Origin of the sequence: Citrobacter sp. wls718 (assembly GCF_005280945.1) — a bacterium.
Taxonomy (GTDB): domain Bacteria; phylum Pseudomonadota; class Gammaproteobacteria; order Enterobacterales; family Enterobacteriaceae; genus Citrobacter; species Citrobacter gillenii.
On record NZ_SZWV01000037.1, the window covers coordinates 80,533 to 99,580 of the forward strand.

A 19,048-nucleotide genomic window follows, 5' to 3' on the forward strand; every position below is an offset into this window, starting at 1 on the left:
TTTAAAGTAGCAGCGGCAGCGTCGCACTGGCGGTTTGCTGACTCACATCGCTGTACTTTTCATCCAGCGCGATAAGCGATGTGGTGAGCAATTCAACTAATAACATTACGCCCACTTTGGCATTGAGCGCCCCAGCGCTCAGCGGTCCTTCGGGTTTGGCTGCAACCAGTTGGATATCACTCAGTGAAGCCAGCGGACTGCGCGGCGTGTTGCTCAGCGCCAGTACGGGGACGCCATGCTTACGCGCAAGTTTAACGACATGAAGCAGATCGCGAGTGGAGCCTGAACTGGAAATTGCCACCACCAGCGAGTCTTTGGAAAGCGTAGTGGCATTCATGGCGGCACGATGCATGTCGCTGAACAGTTGTGCGGGCTTGCCCAGACGTAACAGTTTGTAATGCAGATATTCCCCCAGAATCGCACTGGCCGCCACGCCATAAATCTGTACCGACTGGGCCTGGTGCAGCGCGAGGGCGGCGGCTTCGAGTAATGTCCTGTCGAGTAACTTTGCGGTGTCCTGCAAGGCCTGCACGGATTCATTGACCACATTGTCAATCTCATCGCCGCCGTGTTCGATCGGCTGTCCGTGCTGGAGATCAAGCGCCAGCGCCATCTTAAATTCGTTATAGCCCTTACATCCTAGCGTGCGGCACAGACGCGTGACGCTGGCCTCGCTGGTGTCGCTTTCGCGCGCCAGTTCGGTAATCGTTAGATAGACAACTTTTGCCGGATCGCTCAGCACAAACTCACCCAGCTTCTGCTGTGTACGGCTGTATCCGTCTACGCCCTGGCGCAGTCTCAGCAGCAGGTTTTCATTTTCAGGCATGCAAAATCCTTAATACGTTTCTCTGGCGATAGTGTGGCGGAAAGCGGGGGAGAGATGCCAGTCATTTCAAAAAAGTATGATCTACTTCCAGATTTTTGATGATAATTTTCATTTATAAAATTATTTGTGGTAAAAATTTTCATCAATTGTCAGGGGAATGAAAAAATGATGAATATGTTTAGCGGCGCGTCGTCAGGGACGTGGTTTGAAAAGGCACAGCGGTTTGGCAAATCGTTTATGCTGCCAATTGCGATATTACCTGCTGCGGGGCTGTTACTGGGTATTGGTGGTGCATTATCAAACCCCAACACGTTGACGGCTTACCCGTTTTTAGATGTTGACTGGTTGCAGGCTATCTTCACTATCATGACCAGCGCGGGATCCATTGTGTTCGCCAACTTGTCGGTGCTTTTTGCGGTTGGTGTAGCAGTGGGTCTGGCGAAAACGGATAAAGGCACTGCGGGGCTTGCCGCGCTGCTGGCGTTTCTGGTGATGAATGCCACTATCAACGCTTTGCTGATCCTGAACGGGACGCTGGCGCATGAGAACCCAGGTGCTGTTGGTCAGGGAATGACGCTGGGTATCCAGACGCTGGAAACGGGTGTGTTTGGTGGTGTGGTGATAGGCCTTGTTACCTGCGCGCTGCACAGTCGCTTTAATAAAGTCTCGCTACCGCAGTTTCTGGGTTTCTTTAGCGGCTCGCGCTTTGTTCCGATCATTAGCTCGCTTGCGGCGATTGCAGTCGGTGCCGCAATGACGGTGGTCTGGCCCCATTTCCAGAAACTCATATTTGGACTGGGTGGCCTTGTTGATGCAACGGGTTATCTGGGAACGCTGTTGTACGGTTTTATCCTGCGTATGCTTGGTCCACTGGGTCTGCATCATATCTTTTATCTGCCATTCTGGACGACGGCACTCGGTGGCAGTGAAATCGTTAACGGCCAATTAGTGGAAGGCACACAACGTATTTTCTTCGCTCAGCTTGCCGATCCGAACACTCAGCAGTTCTATGTGGGTACCTCCCGCTTTATGTCCGGGCGCTTCATTACCATGATGTTCGGTTTGCTTGGGGCATGTCTGGCGATGTACCACACGGCGAAGTCAGAGAACAAAAAAGTTGTCGCGGGTCTGCTGCTGTCTGCTGCGCTGACTTCCTTCCTGACCGGCATCACTGAGCCTATTGAGTTCTCCTTCTTGTTCGTGGCACCCGTGTTATATGTCATTCACGCCTTCTTCGATGGCCTGGCATTTATGATTGCCCATATTTTACATATCACCATCGGGCAAACCTTCTCGGGAGGACTGATCGATTTCATCCTCTTTGGCGTATTGCAGGGCGAAGCGAAAACCAACTGGATGTACGTGCCTATGGTGGGCGTGCCGTGGTTCTTCCTGTACTACTTCACCTTCCGCTATTTGATCAACCGCTTTGGCTGGATGACGCCGGGTCGTGAGAACGCAACGTTAGTAGAAAATGCGTTGCCTCAAAGCGAACGTGCCGCAGCAGTGGTTGCCGGACTGGGGGGCAAAGAGAATCTGGAAGAGGTGGATTGTTGCGCCACGCGACTACGCGTGACGGTGAAAGATGGCAGCAAGGTTGATGAAGCCGCACTGAAAGCAACCGGGGCGCGTGGCGTGATTATTCGTGGCAATGGTGTTCAGGTGATTTATGGCCCGCACGTCACCATTATCAAAAATGAAGTTGAAGAGATTTTATCGTAATGAAAACTGTACTGGATACGCTGAAAGGTAAGTTAATTGTCTCCTGTCAGGCGCTGGAAAATGAGCCTCTGCACAGCCCGTTTATCATGTCACGGATGGCATTGGCGGCAGCACGGGGAGGGGCTGTCGGTATCCGTGCGAACAGCGTCGTGGACATTCGCGCCATTAAAGAAAGCGTCGCACTGCCGATCATTGGCATCATCAAACGTGATTATCCGGGTAGCGACGTGTTTATCACCGCCACTATGAAGGAAGTGGATGAGTTAATGACCGTTGAGCCGGAAATTATTGCCCTTGATGCGACTGCGCGCCCACGTCCCGGTGGGCAAACGCTGGACGCGTTGGTTATGCAGATTCGCGCACGCTACCCGTCAGTGCTGTTGATGGCGGACATCGCCAGCGTAGACGAAGCCGTCACCGCAGAACGACTGGGTTTTGACTGCGTGGGTACGACGCTTTATGGCTACACGGCAGAGACGCGCGGGCATGTGCTCGCGGATAACGACTGTGGTTTTTTACGTGAGGTACTGGCTGCAGTCAGCCTGCCGGTAGTGGCAGAGGGGAATGTAGACACCCCTGAACGGGCTGCACACTGTCTGGCATTAGGCGCGCATACCGTAGTGGTTGGGGGCGCAATCACCCGTCCGCAACAAATAACGGCACGCTTTGTCACGGCGATCGCCTCGTAAAGCAACGATCGGGCATGATACTTTGGCGGGGATCTGCGATAATTATCGTTTATCCCCACATTGAGAAGACTATGCAGTACCCGATTAATGAGATGTTCCAGACCCTGCAAGGTGAGGGTTATTTTACCGGCGTCCCCGCCATTTTTATTCGTTTACAGGGATGCCCGGTTGGCTGTGCCTGGTGCGATACCAAACACACCTGGGATAAGCTTGAGGATCGGGAAGTCTCGCTTTACAGCATCCTGGCCAAGACTAAAGAGAGCGATAAATGGGGCGCGGCGAGCGGCGAAGATCTGCTGGCTGTGATTCAGCGTCAGGGCTATACCGCCCGCCATGTGGTGATCACCGGTGGTGAACCCTGCATTCACGACCTGATGCCGCTGACCGACTTGCTGGAAAAGAATGGCTTTAGCTGCCAGATTGAAACCAGCGGCACGCATGAAGTACGCTGTACGCCGAACACTTGGGTGACTGTCTCTCCCAAGGTGAATATGCGCGGCGGCTATGACGTGTTATCTCAGGCGCTGGAACGCGCCAATGAAATCAAGCACCCGGTGGGGCGTGTTCGCGACATTGAAGCACTGGATGAACTGCTGGCGACGTTGACCGATGATAAGCCGCGCATCATTGCTTTACAGCCGATCAGTCAGAAGGATGATGCCACGCGCCTGTGTATTGATACCTGCATTGCGCGTAACTGGCGTCTGTCGATGCAAACGCATAAATATCTGAATATTGCCTGATAAATTTTGCCGGGTGCGCTTCGCTTGCCCGGCCTACGCTTGTAGATACGTGTAGGCCGTATAAGACGCTCCGCCATCCGGCAATGACTCTGAATCACTCGCCGCGATAGACGCAGCCCGCCGTGCAGGTCTCTTTTACCATCACCGCGCTCAGCAGCGGAACCAGCGGTTTCATCTCATCCCAGATCCACTTCGCCAGTACTTCACTGGTCGGATTCTCAAGACCCGGAATATCATTCAAATAGTAGTGATCAAGGCGATTGTACGTCGGCTTAAATGCCGCTTTTAACTCGGAAAAGTCCATAATCCAACCGGTATGGGGATCGACTTCACCCGTAATTTCAAGACGCACCATAAATGAGTGACCATGCAGACGGCCACATTTGTGCCCTTCTGGTACGTACGGCAGGTGGTGAGCGGCTTCGAAGGTGAAATCTTTAAACAGGGTGGTGGACATTATCTACTCTCAAGAATGCAAAAAACCGCCGTAGGGTACCTTATAATACGAATTTTATCATTAGTTAAACGGGCGCTGGGTATCCTGATAGTGCATTCGCGCAATCAATATCAAATAACTATTTATATATCATATGGTTATTAAATCTGTTTTGCCGTTAATAACTATAGCTAAAACAGGTTAGTCCATTTGGTTATTTGTTATTTCTATCCCTTCTTTAATTGTTACTATTCTCGCCGTTAACCTTATCTTCAGTTTGGGTTTTATTGCTTAAATCCGCTTTGCTTACTGGAACATGACAACGCATGACGACACAGGCCCCACTTTCCGCTTTGCTTCCGCTAAACCCGGAACAGCTGGCACGCCTTCAGGCGGCCACGACCGATCTCTCGCCCGCGCAGCTTGCGTGGGTTTCTGGCTATTTCTGGGGCGTGCTGAATCAGCAGCCGGGCGCTAATGCGGTTATTCCTGCACCTGCTGCCGAAATGCCGGGGATCACGCTCATCTCCGCCTCGCAGACCGGTAATGCGCGCCGTGTGGCGGAAGCCCTGCGTGACGATCTTATTGCCGCGAAGCTCAATGTCACCCTGATCAATGCCGGCGACTATAAATTTAAAAATATTGCCAACGAGAAATTGCTGGTCGTGGTGGCCTCGACGCAGGGAGAGGGTGAGCCGGCGGAAGAAGCGGTGGCGTTGCATAAATTCCTGTTCTCTAAAAAAGCGCCGAAACTTGAAAATACCGCCTTCGCCGTGTTTGGCCTTGGCGATACCTCTTATGAGTTTTTCTGTCAGTCTGGCAAAAACTTCGACAGCAAACTGGCGGAGCTTGGCGGTGAACGCTTGTTGGATCGTGTAGATGCAGATGTTGAATATCAACCGGCAGCTGCGCAGTGGCGCGCCCGTCTGGTTGATGTGTTGAAGGCACGAGCGCCTGCTGCACCTTCTGTACAGGCCGCTGCGAGCGGTGCGATTAACGAGGTGCATACCAGTCCGTACACTAAAGAAGCGCCGCTTAGCGCGTCGCTTTCCGTGAATCAGAAAATCACCGGTCGTGACTCCGAAAAAGACGTGCGTCATATCGAAATCGATCTGGGCGATTCCGGCCTGCGCTATCAGCCCGGCGACGCGCTCGGCGTGTGGTATCAAAACGATCCGGCGCTGGTCAAAGAGATTGTTGAACTGCTGTGGCTGAAAGGCGACGAGCCGGTCACGGTTGATGGTAAATTGCTACCGCTTACCGACGCGCTGCAGTGGCACTTCGAACTGACGGTTAACACAGCCAATATTGTAGAAAATTACGCCACCTTAACGCGCAGTGAAACGTTGCTGCCGCTGGTGGGCGATAAAGCGCAGTTGCAACACTATGCCGCCACCACGCCTATCGTCGACATGCTGCGCTTTTCTCCGGCGCAGCTGGACGCGGAAGCGTTAATCGGTCTGCTGCGTCCGTTGACCCCGCGCCTGTACTCAATAGCCTCCTCACAGGCGGAAGTCGAAAGCGAAGTACACGTGACTGTCGGTGCCGTGCGGTTTGACGTCGAAGGCCGTGCGCGTGCCGGCGGAGCCTCGAGCTTCCTCGCCGACCGCGTTGGCGAAGAAGGTGAAGTACGTGTGTTCATTGAACATAACGACAACTTCCGCCTGCCAGCCAATCCTGAAACACCGGTCATTATGATTGGGCCGGGGACGGGAATTGCACCGTTCCGCGCCTTTATGCAGCAGCGTGCTGCCGATGAAGCGACAGGTAAAAACTGGCTGTTCTTTGGCAATCCGCACTTTACCGAAGATTTTCTCTACCAGGTGGAGTGGCAGCGCTACGTCAAAGAGGGCGTACTTACCCGGATCGATCTCGCCTGGTCACGCGACCAAAAAGAAAAAGTCTACGTACAAGATAAACTGCGCCAACAAGGTGCGGAACTGTGGCGCTGGATTAATGACGGGGCGCACATTTATGTCTGCGGCGACGCCAATCGCATGGCGAAAGACGTTGAGCAGGCTTTGCTGGAAGTGATTGCCGAATTCGGTGCGATGGATACCGAAGCGGCGGATGAATTTTTAAGTGAGCTGCGCGTTGAGCGCCGTTATCAGCGAGATGTCTACTAATGAGTGAAAAACATCCAGGGCCACTGGTGGTCGAAGGTAAGCTGTCCGACGCTGAACGTATGAAGCTGGAAAGCAACTATCTGCGCGGCACCATTGCGGAAGATTTAAATGACGGCCTCACCGGCGGTTTTAAAGGTGATAACTTTCTGCTGATCCGTTTTCACGGTATGTACCAGCAGGATGACCGCGATATTCGCGCCGAGCGCGCCGAGCAGAAGCTGGAGCCACGTCATGCAATGCTGCTGCGCTGCCGTCTGCCGGGCGGGGTCATCACCACTAAACAATGGCAGGCGATCGATAAGTTTGCTCATGACAACACGATTTACGGCAGCATCCGTCTGACCAACCGTCAGACCTTTCAGTTTCACGGCATTCTGAAGAAGAACGTCAAGCCGGTGCATCAGATGCTCAACTCGGTCGGACTGGACGCGCTGGCGACCGCCAACGACATGAACCGTAACGTGTTGTGTACCTCCAACCCGTACGAGTCCGAGTTACACGCGGAAGCCTACGAGTGGGCGAAGAAAATCTCTGAACACCTGTTGCCGCGCACCCGGGCGTATGCAGAGATTTGGCTGGATCAGAAAAAAGTCGCCACCACCGATGAAGAGCCGATCCTCGGTCAAACTTATCTGCCGCGTAAGTTCAAAACGACGGTGGTTATTCCGCCGCAGAACGATATCGATCTGCATGCCAACGACATGAACTTCGTCGCGGTGGCAGAAAACGGCAAACTGGTGGGGTTCAACCTGCTGGTTGGCGGTGGGCTGTCTATTGAGCACGGTAACAAGAAAACCTACGCGCGTACCGCCAGTGAATTTGGCTATTTGCCGCTGGAGCACACGCTGGCCGTTGCGGAAGCAGTGGTGACTACCCAGCGCGACTGGGGTAATCGTACCGACCGTAAAAACGCCAAAACCAAATACACGCTGGAGCGCGTCGGCGTTGAGACCTTTAAGGCAGAAGTGGAACGCCGGGCGGGCATCAAATTTGAATCGATTCGCCCGTATGAGTTTACCGGTCGCGGCGATCGTATCGGCTGGGTGAAGGGCATCGACAAAAAATGGCACCTGACGCTGTTTATTGAGAATGGCCGTATTCTGGATTATCCGGGACGTCCGCTGAAAACCGGGTTACTGGAGATAGCAAAGATCCACAAAGGCGAGTTCCGTATTACCGCCAACCAGAACCTGATCATTGCCGGTGTGCCGGAAAGCGAGAAGGCGAAGATCGAGAAGATTGCGCAGCAGAGCGGCTTAATGAATGCCGTGACTCCGCAGCGTGAAAACTCGATGGCCTGCGTCTCGTTCCCGACCTGTCCGCTGGCGATGGCGGAAGCAGAGCGCTTCCTGCCGACGTTTATCGACAGCATTGACGCTCTGATGGCGAAATACGCGTTGAGCGACGAAAACATTGTGCTGCGCGTGACGGGCTGCCCGAACGGTTGTGGTCGTGCCATGCTGGCAGAGGTCGGCCTGGTCGGGAAAGCGCCGGGACGTTACAACCTGCACCTGGGGGGTAACCGTATCGGGACGCGTATTCCACGGATGTTCAAAGAGAACATCACCGAGACAGAAATTCTGGCCTTGCTGGATGAACTGATTGGGCGCTGGGCAAAAGAGCGTGAAGCGGGTGAAGGCTTCGGCGATTTTACGGTGCGTGCGGGCATTATTCGCCCGGTGCTCGATCCCGCCCGGGATTTCTGGGAATAACCTGAATTGCCGGATGGCGGCATAAATGCCTTATCCGGCCTACCGACTGCGTAGGCCGGATAAGCGCAGCACCATCAGGCATAGGATGAGGTAATCATGTCCGTACTCGATCTACACGCATTAAACGACCTACCAAAAGTTGAGCGCGTCATGGCGCTGGCGGAAACCAACAGCCAGCTGGAAAAACTGAGCGCGCAGGATCGTGTGGCGTGGGTGCTGGAGAATCTGCCCGGCGACTACGTGCTCTCTTCAAGCTTTGGTATTCAGGCGGCGGTTAGCCTGCACCTGGTGAATCAGATTCGCCCGGATATCCCGGTGATCCTTACCGATACCGGCTATTTGTTCCCGGAAACCTACCAGTTTATTGACGAGTTAACGGACACGCTCAAACTTAATCTGCAGGTTTACCGGGCAAAAGAGAGTGCCGCCTGGCAGGAAGCGCGCTATGGCAAACTGTGGGAACAGGGCGTTGAAGGCATTGAGAAATACAATGACATCAACAAAGTCGAGCCGATGAACCGGGCGCTGCAAGAACTCAATGCGCAAACCTGGTTTGCCGGCCTGCGTCGTGAGCAATCCGGCAGTCGTGCCCATTTGCCGGTACTGGCTATCCAGCGTGGCGTGTTCAAACTGCTGCCGATCATCGACTGGGACAACCGCACGGTGTACCAGTACCTGCAACAACACGGGCTGAAGTATCATCCGCTGTGGGAGCAAGGCTATCTGTCGGTAGGCGATACCCACACCACCCGTAAATGGGAACCGGGCATGGCGGAAGAAGAGACGCGCTTCTTCGGACTGAAGCGGGAGTGCGGATTGCACGAAGGGTAATCGGTAACAGGCCCGGTAAGCATCTGCATGCTACCGGGCAGGATACGGGTGAATTAGCCCGCCTTTGCCAGCTCTTTGACCAGTGGCAGCATAATGCGTACCACGTCGCGACTGCGGTGCTCAATACGGCCGGGTAACGCTTTATCAATATGCTGCTGGTTATCCAGTCGAACGTCGTGCCAGCTGTTGCCTGCAGGGAATGAGGCGGTTTTGGCTCGCTGCTGATAGCCGTCTTTGTTACCCAGATTCCAGTTGGTGGCTTCGACGGAGAGCACGGCAATCCCCGCTTTGTCGAACACCTCCGCATCGTTACAACATCCAGTGCCTTTCGGGTAGTTCTTGTTCAGACCGGGATTAGTGCTGGCGGAGATACCGCGACTGCGTGCAATAGCCAGCGCCCGGTCGCGCGTGAGCTTACGAACCGCTTCAGGTGTTTTTTGCCCGCTGTTGAAATAGAGCTTATCGCCGACGATCAGGTTATCGAGATTAATCACCAGCAGCGTATTTTTCTTCTCGGCGGCGCTCATGCGTTTGAGTACGTTCTCTGCGCCGAGCTTGCCTTCTTCTTCTCCGCTGGTGGCGATAAAGCGGATGCCGTACTCGGTCGGGACATTCTTGAGTTTTTCTGCCAGTTCCAGCATCACGCCGAGACCCGCCGCGTTATCGTCAATCCCTTGCAGCGTTAATCCACCGAGATTGGCATCGGAGTCGGCATCGCTTTGCGGCGCGTAGGTATCAAGGTGCGCCATAATAATAATCTGCTGCGGTGCCTTACCTTCATGTGCTGCAATTACCGTGCTACCCGTTACGTTATGCCAGTTTTTATGGTTATTTTTGGCGGTATACACATAGCGGCTATTAAACGTCCGAATATCACTGCTGTATCCCATCTGCTGAAACTGCTGACGTAAATAATCGGCAGACAACATTTCTGCAGGCGAGCCCGTCACGCGGCCAGGAAAAAACGTTGCAATATGGCGGGCCTGGAAGTTGGCGATATCTCCGGGCTTCGAAGAGGTTGCCTGTGCGGGAAGGATAAAGCACACGCCGAGCGCCAGGGCAGCAGGAAAGTGGCGCAATGCGGAAAACATAGTGAGTCCTTAAATACCAAGCATAAATTTTTACCCGCTAGTATGAAACCGTGATCGGGGTAAAACAATTTCATTTGCTCCTAAATGCCCGAAATCCGGCGGCTTAAGCACTTTTTGATATTTGCTTTTCCAGATCGTTATTCCTTTGAGGAACTACTCATTCCAATTCGTAATTTCATTCGTTCTCTTGCCCTCCCTATAGTCGAGTTATCTGAGCATCGTTAGAACAATAACGGCATTACATAGGAACGGTTATGGATCAAAAACGACTTACCCACCTGCGGCAACTGGAAGCGGAAAGCATCCATATTATTCGTGAGGTGGCCGCCGAGTTTTCTAATCCGGTGATGATGTATTCCATCGGCAAAGACTCCAGCGTAATGCTGCATCTGGCGCGCAAAGCGTTTTATCCCGGCACGCTGCCGTTCCCGTTGCTACATGTGGACACCGGCTGGAAATTCAGCGAGATGTATGAATTCCGTGACCGTACAGCCAAGGCCTACGGCTGTGAGTTGTTGGTGCATAAAAACCCGGAAGGGGTGGCGATGGGGATTAACCCGTTTGTCCACGGCAGCGCCAAGCATACCGACATCATGAAAACCGAAGGGCTGAAGCAGGCGCTGAACAAATACGGCTTTGACGCCGCGTTCGGTGGTGCCCGCCGCGATGAAGAGAAATCGCGTGCCAAAGAGCGAATTTATTCCTTCCGCGATCGTTTTCATCGCTGGGACCCGAAAAACCAGCGTCCGGAACTGTGGCACAACTACAACGGGCAGATTAACAAAGGCGAAAGCATTCGCGTGTTCCCGCTTTCGAACTGGACTGAACAGGATATCTGGCAGTACATCTGGTTGGAAAATATCGACATTGTACCGCTGTACCTGGCCGCGGAACGCCCGGTGCTGGAACGTGATGGCATGCTGATGATGATCGATGACGACAGGATCGATCTGCAACCCGGTGAGGTTATCAAAAAACGCATGGTGCGTTTCCGCACGCTTGGCTGCTGGCCGCTTACCGGCGCCGTGGAGTCAAACGCGCAGACGCTGCCGGAAATTATCGAAGAAATGCTGGTCTCAACCACCAGTGAACGTCAGGGCCGCGTGATTGACCGCGACCAGGCGGGCTCCATGGAGCTGAAGAAACGTCAGGGGTATTTCTAAGGAGCCGCCATGAACACGACACTTGCACAACAAATTGCTAATGAAGGCGGCGTTGAAGCCTGGATGGTTGCCCAGCAACACAAAAGCCTGCTGCGCTTTTTAACCTGCGGCAGCGTGGATGACGGGAAAAGCACGCTGATTGGCCGCCTGCTGCACGACACGCGCCAGATTTACGAAGATCAGCTCTCAACGCTGCATAACGACAGCAAACGTCATGGTACCCAGGGTGAGAAACTGGATCTGGCGCTGCTGGTTGATGGGTTACAGGCCGAGCGTGAGCAAGGGATCACCATCGACGTGGCCTACCGCTATTTCTCCACCGAGAAGCGCAAATTTATTATCGCCGATACGCCAGGGCATGAGCAGTACACCCGGAACATGGCCACCGGTGCGTCCACATGCGATCTGGCGATCCTGCTGATTGATGCACGTAAAGGTGTGCTGGACCAGACTCGCCGCCACAGTTTTATCTCCACGCTGCTGGGGATCAAACATCTGGTGGTGGCGATCAATAAAATGGATCTGGTGAGCTTCAGCGAAGAAACATTTACCCGCATTCGCGAAGATTATCTGACCTTTGCCGAACAGTTGCCGGGCAATCTGGATATTCGCTTTGTGCCACTTTCTGCGCTGGAAGGCGACAACGTGGCCTCCCAGAGTAAAAACATGCCATGGTATAGCGGCCCGACGCTGCTGGAGGTACTGGAAACGGTAGAGATCCAGCGTGCTGTTGAGGCCCAACCGATGCGTTTCCCGGTACAGTATGTGAATCGCCCTAACCTGGATTTTCGTGGTTATGCCGGAACTCTTGCCTCCGGTCGCGTAACGGTAGGCCAGCGAATCAAAGTGCTGCCGTCTGGCGTTGAATCAAGCGTCGCGCGGATCGTCACCTTTGACGGCGACCTCCAGGAAGCGCATGCGGGCGAAGCGATTACACTGGTACTGAAAGATGAAATCGACATCAGCCGTGGCGACCTGTTGCTGGATGCTCGCGAAGTGTTGCCTGCGGTACAGCATGCTGCCGTTGACGTGGTATGGATGGCGGAACAACCGCTGTCGGAAGGTCAGAGCTATGACATCAAAGTTGCGGGCAAAAAGACGCGTGCCCGCGTAGATAACGTGCAGTATCAGGTTGATATCAATAACCTGACTCAGCGTGAGGTCGACGCGTTGCCGCTGAATGGTATTGGCCTGGTTAATTTGACGTTTGATGAACCGCTGGTACTGGACACCTATCAGCATAACCCGGTGACGGGCGGCCTGATTATTATTGACCGCCTGACCAACGTCACCGTGGGTGCGGGACTGATCCGCGAACCCATCGAGCAGCAACAGGCCACGACATCCCCGTTCAGCGCGTTTGAACTGGAACTGAATGCACTGGTACGTCGTCACTTCCCGCACTGGAATGCACGCGACTTGCTGGGAGGAAAGTAATGGCGCAGCATGACGAAAACGTCGTCTGGCATGCCCATCCCGTTACGCCGCAACAGCGAGAGCAACGCCACGGTCACCGTGGTGTTGTGCTGTGGTTTACCGGGCTCTCCGGCTCGGGTAAATCGACGGTGGCAGGGGCGCTGGAAGAAGCACTATACAATCTGGGCGTCAGTACCTATCTGCTGGATGGCGACAATGTGCGCCATGGCCTGTGCAGCGATCTGGGTTTTAGCGACGCCGATCGCAAAGAGAACATCCGGCGGGTGGGGGAAGTCGCTAGCCTGATGGTGGATGCCGGGCTGGTGGTGCTGACGGCATTTATCTCCCCGCATCGCGCTGAGCGGCAAATGGTCCGCGAGCGCGTCGGCGAGGGGCGTTTTATCGAGGTGTTTGTCGATACGCCGCTGGCGACATGCGAAGCCCGCGATCCGAAAGGGCTGTATAAAAAAGCGCGAGCGGGTGAACTGCGCAATTTCACCGGAATTGACGCGGTGTACGAAGCGCCTGAATCGCCAGAGATTCACCTTGATGGTGAACAATTGGTAACAAATTTGGTTCCTCAATTATTAGACCTGCTGAGGCAGCAAGATATTATCAGATCCTGAGACATCCCCGAGCTTATCGGCTCGGTCAGTCAAGGTCACAGGATTAGCTATGCGTAACAGCCATAACATTACTATTGCAGAGTCAGACACCTTCAATGTCGACGACGAAACCATCTGGTCACTACCGGGGGCCGTGGTCGGTTTTGTGGCGTGGTTGCTGGCGCTGGGCATTCCATGTCTTATGTATGGCCCTAACACGCTGTTTTTCTTCCTCTATACCTGGCCGTTTTTCCTTGCATTGCTGCCTGTCGCGATTGTGGCGGGAATCGCCCTGCACTCGTTATTGAAGGGACGACTGTTCCTGAGCATGACGTGTACCCTGCTGACGGTGGGGCTGATGTTTGGGGTATTGTTTATGTGGCTGCTGGGCTAGGTTATCTCCCTTCTCTTTATATGGCTACTGAGGCTGAAACGCGGACTGGTCATAATTCAAACCGTAACCAACAATGAGATTATGTTCTCCTTACACGGGGTATACGTAACAACGAGCAAATGTGGTACATTTGCCCGCGTTGTCGCGGTATTCCCGCCTGTAGACGGAGAGTCGTCTGCGGATGTTTTGGGATGATGATGCCGTTTTTCAGGGGGCAGGATGGGTAAACTAACGCTGCTGTTGCTGGCTTTATTGGTCTGGCTTCAGTATTCGCTGTGGTTCGGTAAGAACGGCATACATGACTATAGCCGCGTCAACGATGATGTGGCTGCGCAGCAAGCGACAAATGCGAAACTTAAAGCGCGTAACGATCAGCTGTTTGCCGAAATTGACGATCTCAATGGCGGTCAGGAAGCGATTGAAGAGCGTGCGCGCAACGAACTCAGCATGACCAAGCCGGGCGAAACCTTTTATCGTCTGGTGCCTGACGCGTCTAAACGCGCTCAGACTGCAGGGCAAAACAATCGATAAACCAGCCAAGGATTTAACATGGCAGCCACTTTATTGGACGTTTGCGCCGTGGTACCGGCTGCCGGATTTGGCCGCCGAATGCAATCGGAGTGTCCTAAGCAGTATCTCTCCATCGGCAATAAAACCATTCTTGAACACTCGGTTGCTGCGCTACTGGCGCATCCCCGGGTGACGCATGTCGTCATTGCTATCAGCCCTGGCGACAGCCGCTTTGCAGAACTTCCTCTGGCAGCGCACCCGCAAATCACCGTGGTGGATGGCGGCAATGAGCGCGCCGATTCAGTGCTGGCCGGTTTGCAGGCCACTGGAAATGCCCGCTGGGTGCTGGTGCATGATGCAGCCAGACCGTGCCTGCATCAGGACGATTTATCTCGTTTACTGGCGATAAGCGAAACCAGTCGTACAGGTGGGATCCTTGCCGCACCGGTGCGCGATACCATGAAACGCGCGGAACCGGGCAAAACTGACATTGCCCATACGGTCGAACGTACTGACTTATGGCACGCGTTGACGCCGCAGTTTTTCCCCCGCGAGTTATTACACCACTGCCTGGCCCGAGCACTCAACGAAGGCGCGACCATTACTGATGAGGCCTCGGCGCTGGAATATTGCGGCTTTCATCCACAGCTTGTCGAAGGACGCGCTGATAATATTAAAGTTACTCGTCCGGAAGATCTGGCGCTTGCGGAATTTTATCTGACCCGAAGAATCTAGACACAAAATCATTCAAGCTGCATCGAGGCGGCTACTGAGTGAATCCCCAGGCGCTTACATAAGTAAGTGACTGGGGTGAACAAAGGCAGCCAACAAAGAGGCCGCTTGAAGGATGATGTGTATATCAGGAGAATGCATAATGCGAATTGGACACGGTTTTGATGTACACGCCTTTGGCGGCGTAGGCCCAATTATCATTGGTGGCGTGCGCATCCCGTACGAAAAGGGGCTGCTGGCGCATTCTGATGGCGACGTCGCGTTACATGCGCTGACTGATGCGCTACTGGGCGCGGCAGCGCTGGGCGATATCGGTAAACTGTTCCCGGACACCGATCCGGCCTTTAAAGGGGCAGATAGCCGCGAATTATTACGTGAAGCCTGGCGTCGTATTCAGGCCAAAGGCTACACGCTCGGCAATGTGGATGTGACCATTATTGCGCAGGCACCGAAGATGCTGCCGCACATTCCACAAATGCGCGTGTTTATTGCCGAAGATCTTGGCTGTCATATGGATGATGTTAACGTGAAAGCGACCACCACGGAGAAACTCGGTTTTACCGGGCGTGGGGAAGGGATTGCCTGTGAAGCGGTGGCGTTACTCATAAAGGCTGCAAAATGACAGAGTTTGAAAATCTGACGTATCTCCACGGTAAACCGCAGGGCCGTGGCGTATTGAAGGCGAATCCAGAAGACTTTGTGGTGGTCGAAGATTTAGGCTTTGAACCGGACGGAGAAGGCGAACACGTTCTGGTACGCATCCTGAAGAACGGCTGTAACACTCGTTTTGTCGCCGATGCACTGGCAAAGTTTTTGAAAATTCATGCCCGTGAAGTCAGCTTCGCCGGGCAGAAAGATAAGCATGCGGTCACTGAACAGTGGCTGTGCGCGCGCGTGCCGGGCAATGTCATGCCTGATTTAAGCAAATTTGAGCTTGAAGGCTGTAAAGTGCTGGAGTACGCCCGTCACAAGCGTAAGCTGCGTTTAGGTGCCCTGAAAGGTAACGGCTTTACGGTGGTGCTGCGTGAAGTCAGCGATCGCGCTGACGTTGAAGCACGTTTGCAGGCTATTCTCGAGCGCGGCGTACCGAACTATTTTGGTGCCCAACGTTTTGGCATCGCCGGCAGTAACCTGCAAGGGGCGCTGCGCTGGGCGCAAAGCGATGCACCGGTGCGCGATCGCAATAAACGCAGTTTTTGGTTGTCGGCAGCCCGTAGCGCGTTGTTTAATCAAATAGTCAATGAACGATTGAAAAAAACAGACTTTAATCAAGTTGTTGACGGCGATGCGCTACAATTGTCTGGACGCGGAAGTTGGTTTGTTGCCACTCCTGAAGAACAGGCTGAATTACAGCGTCGCGTTAATGAAAGAGAATTAATGATTACAGCGGCATTACCCGGCTGCGGTGAGTGGGGAACTCAGCGCGATGCGCTGGCGTTTGAACAGGCCGCCATTGCCGATGAAAGCGTGCTGCAGTCTTTATTATTGCGTGAGAAAGTCGACGCATCGCGTCGCGCTATGCTGCTGTACCCACAACAATTAAGCTGGAACTGGTGGGATGACGTAACCGTTGAGTTACGCTTCTGGCTACCGGCAGGTAGCTTTGCCACCAGTGTAGTAAGGGAACTTATTAACACAACGGGTGATTATGCGTATATTGCTGAGTAACGATGATGGGGTCCACGCGCCCGGTATACAAACGCTGGCGAAAGCGCTGCGTGAGTTTGCTGACGTACAGGTAGTTGCCCCGGATCGTAACCGCAGTGGCGCGTCTAACTCGCTGACGCTGGAATCTTCGCTTCGCACCTTCACCTATGAAAACGGTGATATCGCCGTGCAAATGGGCACGCCTACCGACTGCGTCTATCTGGGCGTAAACGCATTAATGCGTCCGCGTCCGGACATCGTAGTTTCCGGGATTAACGCCGGTCCTAATCTGGGTGACGATGTTATCTATTCTGGAACCGTTGCGGCAGCGATGGAAGGCCGGCACCTGGGCTTTCCCGCGCTGGCGGTCTCACTGGATGGTCATAAACACTACGATACCGCAGCCGCAATTACCTGCCGCATTTTACGTGCGCTGAGCCGCGAACCGCTGCGTACCGGGCGTATTCTGAATATCAACGTCCCGGACTTGCCGCTGGATCAGATTAAAGGTATTCGCGTTACCCGCTGCGGCAGTCGCCATCCGGCGGATCAGGTTATTCCACAGCAGGACCCGCGCGGTAACACGTTGTACTGGATTGGGCCGCCGGGCGAAAAATGCGATGCCGGGCCGGATACGGACTTTGCTGCCGTCGATGAAGGCTATGTTTCTGTCACGCCGCTGCATGTTGATTTAACCGCATACGGCGCGCATCAGGTTGTTTCTGATTGGTTGGACAGCGTGGGAGTCGACACGCAATGGTAAGCAGACGCGTACACACTCTTCTTGAACAATTACGTGCGCAGGGCATCAGAGATGAGCTTGTCCTTGATGCGCTCGCCGCCGTGCCGCGTGAAAAATTCATTGATGAGGCGTTTGAACATAAGGCCTGGGAAAACATCGCCCTGCCCATTGGTCAGGGGCAGACGATTTCGCAGCCTTATATGGTCGCACGTATGACCGAGTTGCTTGAGCTGACGCCACAATCGCGGGTGCTGGAAATCGGCACCGGTTCCGGTTACCAGACAGCGATTCTGGCGCATCTGGTGCAGCATGTGTGTTCTGTCGAACGCATTAAAGGTTTGCAGTGGCAGGCGCGTCGTCGTCTGAAACAGCTTGATTTACATAATGTTTCGACCCGTCATGGTGATGGATGGCAAGGCTGGCAGGCACGAGCGCCGTTTGACGCCATCATTGTGACAGCAGCACCGCCGGAAATCCCTACCGCGTTAATGACGCAGTTGGATGAAGGCGGCATTCTCGTCTTACCCGTGGGCGACGAGCACCAGTATTTGAAACGGGTGCGTCGTCGGGGAGGCGAATTTATTATCGATACCGTGGAGGCTGTACGCTTCGTACCCTTAGTTAAAGGGGAGTTAGCGTAGATATAGGTTCTGAATACCTGGAGTTTTCCTGGATATTCTGGAATTAGTAAGCGTATCGTGGTCACGTTTTCCAGTGTCCAGCCCGATGCCTTGCACGGTGATTACGTCACTGGTTGTTAACCAAATTTTCCTGGGGGATAAATGAGCGCGGGAAGCCACAAATTTACCGTTCGCCGCATGGCGGCATTGTCACTGGTTTCGTTATGGCTGGCAGGCTGTTCTAACACCTCGAATCCGCCTGCGCCGGTCAACTCTGTTGATGGCGGTGCGCCAACGAACACCAATTCTGGCATGCTAATCACGCCTCCACCTAAAATGGGCACGACGGCGACTGCACAGCAAACGCCGCAGATCCAACCGGTGCAGCGTCCAACCACGCAGTCAACACAAATTCAGCCCGTTGCTGAACAGCCAGTGCAGACGGAAAACGGACGCATTGTGTACAACCGTAAGTATGGGAACATTCCGAAAGGGAGCTATACCGGCGGCAGCACCTATACAGTTAAGAAAGGTGACACACTTTTCTATATTGCCTGGATAACCGGGAACGATTTCCGTGACCTCGCACAACGCAATAACGTTCCGGCCCCGTATGGCCTGAATGTGGGACAAACTCTGCAAGTGGGCAACGCATCGGGTGCGCCGATTACCGGCGGCAATGCCATCACCCAGGCGGATGCAGCACAGCAAGGAGTTGTGACCAACCCTGCACAAAATTCCACCGTCGCTGTTGCTTCGAAACCAACAATTACGTATTCTGAGGATTCAGGTGAACAAAGTGCTAACAAAATGTTGCCGAACAACAAGCCTGCTGGGACAGTTGTCACAGCGCCAGTAACGGCACCAGCAGTTAGCGCAACCGAATCGACTGCAAGCTCAACGTCTACCAGTGCGCCAATCTCCACCTGGCGTTGGCCGACTGACGGTAAAGTGATTGAAAACTTTGCGGCTACCGAAGGTGGCAATAAAGGGATCGACATTGCAGGCAGTAAGGGACAGGCGGTGATGCTGCCAACTTACTG

The 19,048-nt window shown here is 53.9% G+C and carries 20 protein-coding genes; 17 read left to right on the plus strand and 3 right to left on the minus strand.

Going from position 1 to position 19,048, the window contains the following annotated elements; translation table 11 throughout:
* Position 1: 1 nt before the first annotated feature.
* Positions 2–826, minus strand: coding sequence for a MurR/RpiR family transcriptional regulator (locus tag FDW95_RS07210; RefSeq protein ID WP_115257600.1), 825 nt, complete (start codon positions 824–826; stop codon positions 2–4).
* A gap of 165 nt (positions 827–991) precedes the next feature.
* On the opposite strand from FDW95_RS07210, the gene FDW95_RS07215 reads away from it, so the two are divergent.
* The 3 genes from FDW95_RS07215 to queE all read left to right on the plus strand — a co-directional run bounded on the left by FDW95_RS07215 (position 992) and on the right by queE (position 3,980).
* Positions 992–2,548 (plus strand): PTS transporter subunit EIIC, encoded by a 1,557-nt coding sequence (locus tag FDW95_RS07215; protein ID WP_115257601.1) that lies wholly within the window; start codon positions 992–994, stop codon positions 2,546–2,548.
* Positions 2,548–3,237, plus strand: a complete 690-nt coding sequence (locus FDW95_RS07220) for an N-acetylmannosamine-6-phosphate 2-epimerase (protein WP_115257602.1) — start codon at positions 2,548–2,550, stop codon at positions 3,235–3,237. The genes FDW95_RS07215 and FDW95_RS07220 overlap by 1 nt, the downstream gene beginning before the upstream one ends.
* A gap of 71 nt (positions 3,238–3,308) precedes the next feature.
* Positions 3,309–3,980 (plus strand): 7-carboxy-7-deazaguanine synthase QueE, encoded by a 672-nt coding sequence (gene queE, locus FDW95_RS07225; RefSeq protein ID WP_115257603.1) that lies wholly within the window; start codon positions 3,309–3,311, stop codon positions 3,978–3,980.
* Positions 3,981–4,074: 94 nt separating this feature from the next.
* On the opposite strand, the gene queD is transcribed toward queE, so the two are convergent.
* On the minus strand, positions 4,075–4,437 hold the full coding sequence (gene queD / locus FDW95_RS07230) for a 6-carboxytetrahydropterin synthase QueD (RefSeq protein WP_115257604.1): 363 nt from the start codon (positions 4,435–4,437) through the stop codon (positions 4,075–4,077).
* A 305-nt stretch (positions 4,438–4,742) separates the two neighbouring features.
* Between queD and cysJ the strand changes: the two genes are divergently transcribed.
* From cysJ to cysH, 3 genes are all read left to right on the plus strand, one after another.
* Complete coding sequence (cysJ, locus tag FDW95_RS07235) at positions 4,743–6,542, plus strand: NADPH-dependent assimilatory sulfite reductase flavoprotein subunit (RefSeq protein WP_115257606.1); 1,800 nt, start codon at positions 4,743–4,745, stop codon at positions 6,540–6,542.
* A complete protein-coding gene (gene cysI / locus FDW95_RS07240) occupies positions 6,542–8,254 on the plus strand; it encodes an assimilatory sulfite reductase (NADPH) hemoprotein subunit (protein ID WP_115257607.1) in 1,713 nt (570 codons plus the stop codon). The genes cysJ and cysI overlap by 1 nt, the downstream gene beginning before the upstream one ends.
* Positions 8,255–8,350: 96 nt before the next feature.
* A complete protein-coding gene (gene cysH, locus FDW95_RS07245; protein WP_137363458.1) occupies positions 8,351–9,085 on the plus strand; it encodes a phosphoadenosine phosphosulfate reductase in 735 nt (244 codons plus the stop codon).
* 53 nt (positions 9,086–9,138) lie between these two features.
* On the opposite strand, the gene FDW95_RS07250 is transcribed toward cysH, so the two are convergent.
* Positions 9,139–10,176, minus strand: a complete 1,038-nt coding sequence (locus FDW95_RS07250) for an aminopeptidase (RefSeq protein ID WP_096755914.1) — start codon at positions 10,174–10,176, stop codon at positions 9,139–9,141.
* A 254-nt stretch (positions 10,177–10,430) separates the two neighbouring features.
* Between FDW95_RS07250 and cysD the strand changes: the two genes are divergently transcribed.
* From cysD to nlpD, 11 genes are all read left to right on the plus strand, one after another.
* Entirely contained in the window at positions 10,431–11,339 is a 909-nt protein-coding gene (cysD, locus tag FDW95_RS07255; RefSeq protein WP_003034152.1) for a sulfate adenylyltransferase subunit CysD, read from the plus strand.
* A gap of 9 nt (positions 11,340–11,348) precedes the next feature.
* A complete protein-coding gene (gene cysN, locus FDW95_RS07260) occupies positions 11,349–12,776 on the plus strand; it encodes a sulfate adenylyltransferase subunit CysN (RefSeq protein WP_115257609.1) in 1,428 nt (475 codons plus the stop codon).
* Complete coding sequence (cysC, locus tag FDW95_RS07265) at positions 12,776–13,381, plus strand: adenylyl-sulfate kinase (protein ID WP_115257610.1); 606 nt, start codon at positions 12,776–12,778, stop codon at positions 13,379–13,381. Before cysN ends, cysC begins: the two co-directional genes overlap by 1 nt.
* 49 nt (positions 13,382–13,430) lie before the next feature.
* Positions 13,431–13,754 carry a DUF3561 family protein gene (locus FDW95_RS07270; protein WP_115257611.1) on the plus strand — a complete coding sequence of 108 codons (324 nt, stop codon included), beginning with the start codon at positions 13,431–13,433 and terminating at the stop codon, positions 13,752–13,754.
* A gap of 219 nt (positions 13,755–13,973) precedes the next feature.
* Complete coding sequence (gene ftsB / locus FDW95_RS07275) at positions 13,974–14,285, plus strand: cell division protein FtsB (protein ID WP_003034163.1); 312 nt, start codon at positions 13,974–13,976, stop codon at positions 14,283–14,285.
* 18 nt (positions 14,286–14,303) lie between these two features.
* On the plus strand, positions 14,304–14,999 hold the full coding sequence (gene ispD, locus FDW95_RS07280; RefSeq protein ID WP_096755919.1) for a 2-C-methyl-D-erythritol 4-phosphate cytidylyltransferase: 696 nt from the start codon (positions 14,304–14,306) through the stop codon (positions 14,997–14,999).
* A 139-nt stretch (positions 15,000–15,138) separates the two neighbouring features.
* A complete protein-coding gene (gene ispF, locus FDW95_RS07285) occupies positions 15,139–15,618 on the plus strand; it encodes a 2-C-methyl-D-erythritol 2,4-cyclodiphosphate synthase (RefSeq protein ID WP_096755920.1) in 480 nt (159 codons plus the stop codon).
* The gene (truD, locus tag FDW95_RS07290; RefSeq protein ID WP_115257612.1) at positions 15,615–16,664 is read left to right on the plus strand and encodes a tRNA pseudouridine(13) synthase TruD; all 1,050 of its coding nucleotides are present in this window, start codon (positions 15,615–15,617) and stop codon (positions 16,662–16,664) included. Before ispF ends, truD begins: the two co-directional genes overlap by 4 nt.
* Positions 16,645–17,406 (plus strand): 5'/3'-nucleotidase SurE, encoded by a 762-nt coding sequence (gene surE / locus FDW95_RS07295; RefSeq protein WP_115257613.1) that lies wholly within the window; start codon positions 16,645–16,647, stop codon positions 17,404–17,406. Before truD ends, surE begins: the two co-directional genes overlap by 20 nt.
* Positions 17,400–18,026, plus strand: a complete 627-nt coding sequence (gene pcm, locus FDW95_RS07300) for a protein-L-isoaspartate O-methyltransferase (protein ID WP_096755923.1) — start codon at positions 17,400–17,402, stop codon at positions 18,024–18,026. The genes surE and pcm overlap by 7 nt, the downstream gene beginning before the upstream one ends.
* A 186-nt stretch (positions 18,027–18,212) precedes the next feature.
* A partial coding sequence (nlpD, locus tag FDW95_RS07305; protein WP_349290502.1) for a murein hydrolase activator NlpD occupies positions 18,213–19,048 on the plus strand: 836 nt, incomplete at its 3' end.

What these genes read in the sequence shown, in the direction of transcription:
- cysI (WP_115257607.1), top strand. Translation starts at nt 6,542, where the DNA reads ATGAGTGAAAAACATCCAGGGCCACTGGTGGTCGAAGGTAAGCTGTCC.
- queE (WP_115257603.1), top strand. Translation starts at nt 3,309, where the DNA reads ATGCAGTACCCGATTAATGAGATGTTCCAGACCCTGCAAGGTGAGGGT.
- FDW95_RS07210 (WP_115257600.1), bottom strand. Translation starts at nt 826, where the DNA reads ATGCCTGAAAATGAAAACCTGCTGCTGAGACTGCGCCAGGGCGTAGAC.
- ispD (WP_096755919.1), top strand. Translation starts at nt 14,304, where the DNA reads ATGGCAGCCACTTTATTGGACGTTTGCGCCGTGGTACCGGCTGCCGGA.
- cysJ (WP_115257606.1), top strand. Translation starts at nt 4,743, where the DNA reads ATGACGACACAGGCCCCACTTTCCGCTTTGCTTCCGCTAAACCCGGAA.
- queD (WP_115257604.1), bottom strand. Translation starts at nt 4,437, where the DNA reads ATGTCCACCACCCTGTTTAAAGATTTCACCTTCGAAGCCGCTCACCAC.
- FDW95_RS07270 (WP_115257611.1), top strand. Translation starts at nt 13,431, where the DNA reads ATGCGTAACAGCCATAACATTACTATTGCAGAGTCAGACACCTTCAAT.
- cysD (WP_003034152.1), top strand. Translation starts at nt 10,431, where the DNA reads ATGGATCAAAAACGACTTACCCACCTGCGGCAACTGGAAGCGGAAAGC.
- ftsB (WP_003034163.1), top strand. Translation starts at nt 13,974, where the DNA reads ATGGGTAAACTAACGCTGCTGTTGCTGGCTTTATTGGTCTGGCTTCAG.
- truD (WP_115257612.1), top strand. Translation starts at nt 15,615, where the DNA reads ATGACAGAGTTTGAAAATCTGACGTATCTCCACGGTAAACCGCAGGGC.
- cysN (WP_115257609.1), top strand. Translation starts at nt 11,349, where the DNA reads ATGAACACGACACTTGCACAACAAATTGCTAATGAAGGCGGCGTTGAA.
- cysC (WP_115257610.1), top strand. Translation starts at nt 12,776, where the DNA reads ATGGCGCAGCATGACGAAAACGTCGTCTGGCATGCCCATCCCGTTACG.
- surE (WP_115257613.1), top strand. Translation starts at nt 16,645, where the DNA reads ATGCGTATATTGCTGAGTAACGATGATGGGGTCCACGCGCCCGGTATA.
- FDW95_RS07215 (WP_115257601.1), top strand. Translation starts at nt 992, where the DNA reads ATGATGAATATGTTTAGCGGCGCGTCGTCAGGGACGTGGTTTGAAAAG.
- cysH (WP_137363458.1), top strand. Translation starts at nt 8,351, where the DNA reads ATGTCCGTACTCGATCTACACGCATTAAACGACCTACCAAAAGTTGAG.
- FDW95_RS07250 (WP_096755914.1), bottom strand. Translation starts at nt 10,176, where the DNA reads ATGTTTTCCGCATTGCGCCACTTTCCTGCTGCCCTGGCGCTCGGCGTG.
- FDW95_RS07220 (WP_115257602.1), top strand. Translation starts at nt 2,548, where the DNA reads ATGAAAACTGTACTGGATACGCTGAAAGGTAAGTTAATTGTCTCCTGT.
- pcm (WP_096755923.1), top strand. Translation starts at nt 17,400, where the DNA reads ATGGTAAGCAGACGCGTACACACTCTTCTTGAACAATTACGTGCGCAG.
- ispF (WP_096755920.1), top strand. Translation starts at nt 15,139, where the DNA reads ATGCGAATTGGACACGGTTTTGATGTACACGCCTTTGGCGGCGTAGGC.